Consider the following 3,250-nt stretch of genomic DNA (forward strand, 5'->3'; position numbering starts at 1 on the left):
AAATCATATAGTTATGAAATCGTTGTGCAACAAAGCCATTCTAAAGTAAAAATATTAATAATTTTTTTATGTTTTGTATTCATTAGACAGTCCAAAGAAAAAATATTTTTTAGATATTAAATTTATAAAGTTAGATGCTCAATATGCACGCGTCATCAGTTGTCGTTCCTTTAGAAAGGAAATAAAACTTGTATACTAAGTTTTGGCGCACTAATTGCTTAATTCATTCTAGTTTTTGACTGTTTGATATAACAAATTAGGAAGTGGATGTGACAGCAACATATTTACGTGGGCAAGATCTGATAGACCAGATTCAACAACAAGACTATTCCAGAGATCTGATTGGCTATCATGGAGAACCACCCAAAGTGGAATGGCCAAATGGTGCTCGTGTCGCGGTTCAGTTTGTATTGAACTATGAAGAAGGCGGTGAAAACCATGTAGAACATGGTGATGCAGGTTCAGAACAGTTTTTGTCAGATATTATTGGCGCGGCCAGTTTTCCAGACAAACACATGTCGATGGATTCCATGTACGAATATGGCTCACGAGCGGGCTTTTGGCGCATTCACCAAGAGTTTAAAAAACGCCAACTCCCCATGACCATTTTCGGTGTGGGTATGGCTTTGGCACGCAATCCTTACATTGTGGAAGCGATTAAAGCAGCCAATTATGATGTCGTATCGCATGGTCAACGTTGGTTGCATTATCAAGATATGCCAATCGAACAAGAACGCCAACATATGGATCAAGCTATTAGCGTGCTTGAAACGCTATTTGGTAAAACACCAATCGGTTGGTATACCGGACGTGATAGCCCGAATACTCGAAAATTACTTGCTGAATTTCCTCAGATTCAATATGACTGTGACTATTATGGCGATGACTTACCATTTTGGAGCACAGTGACGAATGTAGATGGTGCAACACGTCCGCATTTAATCATTCCATATACACTTGAAAGTAATGATATGAAGTTTTGCTCGCCGGGTGGTTTTAATAGTGGTGAGCAATTTTATCAATACCTTAAAGATGCCTTTGATGTGTTATATGCCGAAGGTGAAACTGCGCCAAAAATGCTATCTATTGGTATGCACTGTCGTATTTTAGGGCGACCAGGACGCTTTAAAGCACTACAAAGATTCTTAGATTATGTGCAATCGCATGAAAAAGTATGGGTTTGTCGTCGTGCCGATATTGCAGAACATTGGATAAAACACCATGCACCGTAATAAAAAAAATAAAGAAGAAAGAGAGGCTTAGCGCCTCTTTTTTTGTGCCTATAAAAAGCAATTTGTCTAAGAAATAAGGGATTGGCATTGATATTGCAAAACATGTTTTGAACGAACATTAAATATTTTTAGGCGATTTAATAGTGCAACTTGTTGAATTTAATCAAGCATCCGAAGCCGATGTAAAAACATTTTTAAAGCACTGTGTGCAAATTGAAAGCTGGGCGAATGAGCTGCTCAGTCAGCGTCCGTATGCATCATTAGACAGTATTTTGGAATACGCGGCTCAAGCTGCTCGTACATGGTCGTGGGAAGAAATTAAATCTGCTTTAGATAATCACCCGCGTATTGGTGAAAAAAAAGCCCAAGCTGAACTTTCTGAATTAGAAAAGAATTTTTCCAACCGTGAACAATCCGCTATTTCAGCCGATGAAGAAACACAAATGGCATTGCTCAAAGGCAACATCGCTTATGAAAAAAAGTACGGCTATATCTTCTTAATTAAAGCTTCAGGCTTAAGCAGTGAAAATGTATTACAAGCATTGCAGTACCGTCTGCTGAATAATCCAGAAACTGAAAAGCGTATTGTCCATCATCAATTGGCTGAAATTGCCTTATTAAGATTAAAACAGGAGCTAAGTGCATGATCAGCTCACATATTTTAGATACAAATCTTGGGAAACCTGCTGCCAATGTCTTGATTAAATTATTCAATGCAGACGGTATGTTACTTGGTGAAGGGCAAACCAATGCAGATGGCCGTGTGACCGACTTTGGTTTAAGCGAATTTTCTACGGGTAGCTATAGCTTAGAGTTTGCCACAGCGGACTATTTTGAAAGTCTTAATACCGAAACTTTTTTCCCAAAAGCAGTAATTCATTTCTTAGTAAAAGATGCCTCACAGCATTTTCATATTCCTTTGTTGATTAGCCCTTTTGCCTATTCAACATATCGCGGTAGCTAAAAATAGCATCATAAAACGGATCGGGGGATATAAAAATGACAGAACAAAATCAAACAGTTTCACCAGAACATGAATATTTAGGTGCAGGGAAAAGCCTAGCTTATGGCTTACAACATGTATTGACGATGTATGGCGGTATTATTGCGCCGCCACTGATTATTGGTACAGCCGCAGGACTTGAACCTGCACAAATTGGTTTATTAATTGCAGCAGCATTATTTGTCGGTGGTTTAGCCACGATTTTACAAACGGTCGGTGTGAAATACATCGGTGCAAAATTACCCCTAGTTCAAGGCGTATCCTTTGCTGGTGTGGCAACGATGATTGCCATAGTCACTGCAGGTGGTGGGCTTTCGGCAGTATATGGTGCGGTTATTGTTGCTTCATTAATCGGTTTCTTTTTAGCACCATATTTTTCAAAAATTATTCGTTTTTTCCCGCCAATCGTGACCGGCTGCGTGATTACCGTGATTGGTTTGTCATTGCTACCTGTCGCAGTACGTTGGATGATGGGTGGAAATAGCAAAGCGCCTGATTGGGGCAGTGCTGAAAATATTAGTTTGGCTTTTCTAACTTTAGCCATTGTCATTGTGCTGAATATTACTCGAAACGCTACAATTCGTCGTTTATCCATCTTATTAGCAATTGTGCTAGGTACAGTGCTGGCATATGCGATGGGCTTTGGCGATTTCTCAAAAGTCGCAAATGGCAATTGGATTCAATTCCCAAGTTTCTTTGCCTTTGGTATGCCAACATTTGAACTGAGTGCCATTATTGCCATGCTAATTGTGACATTGGTGATTATGACTGAAACTACAGCTGATATTATCGCTGTTGGTGAAATTGTCGGTACCAAAGTCGACGCTGAACGTATTACCAATGGGCTACGTGCCGATATGCTTTCAAGTGCAGCAGCACCAATATTTGGCTCATTCATGCAAAGTGCCTTTGCACAAAATGTAGGCTTGGTCGCGATTACTGGTGTAAAAAGCCGTTTTGTTGTTGCAGCGGGTGGCTTAATTTTAGTTGTATTGGGTATTTTACCAATTATGGG

General features: G+C 39.7%; 4 protein-coding genes. All 4 read left to right on the forward strand.

What is annotated here, in order from left to right; genetic code table 11:
• Positions 1–269: 269 nt before the first annotated feature.
• Positions 270–1,232, forward strand: a complete 963-nt coding sequence (gene puuE, locus B4H32_RS01645) for an allantoinase PuuE (protein ID WP_000127611.1) — start codon at positions 270–272, stop codon at positions 1,230–1,232.
• A gap of 143 nt (positions 1,233–1,375) precedes the next feature.
• Positions 1,376–1,879 carry a 2-oxo-4-hydroxy-4-carboxy-5-ureidoimidazoline decarboxylase gene (gene uraD / locus B4H32_RS01650; protein ID WP_001177702.1) on the forward strand — a complete coding sequence of 168 codons (504 nt, stop codon included), beginning with the start codon at positions 1,376–1,378 and terminating at the stop codon, positions 1,877–1,879.
• The gene (uraH, locus tag B4H32_RS01655; RefSeq protein ID WP_000625767.1) at positions 1,876–2,196 is read left to right on the forward strand and encodes a hydroxyisourate hydrolase; all 321 of its coding nucleotides are present in this window, start codon (positions 1,876–1,878) and stop codon (positions 2,194–2,196) included. The genes uraD and uraH overlap by 4 nt, the downstream gene beginning before the upstream one ends.
• 35 nt (positions 2,197–2,231) lie before the next feature.
• The coding region (locus B4H32_RS01660) for a nucleobase:cation symporter-2 family protein (RefSeq protein ID WP_286799423.1) at positions 2,232–3,250 on the forward strand (1,019 nt) is incomplete at its 3' end.

Source organism: Acinetobacter sp. UBA2063 (genome assembly GCF_002333245.1).
Classification (GTDB): domain Bacteria; phylum Pseudomonadota; class Gammaproteobacteria; order Pseudomonadales; family Moraxellaceae; genus Acinetobacter; species Acinetobacter parvus.

What these genes read in the sequence shown, in the direction of transcription:
- uraH (WP_000625767.1), top strand. Translation starts at nt 1,876, where the DNA reads ATGATCAGCTCACATATTTTAGATACAAATCTTGGGAAACCTGCTGCC.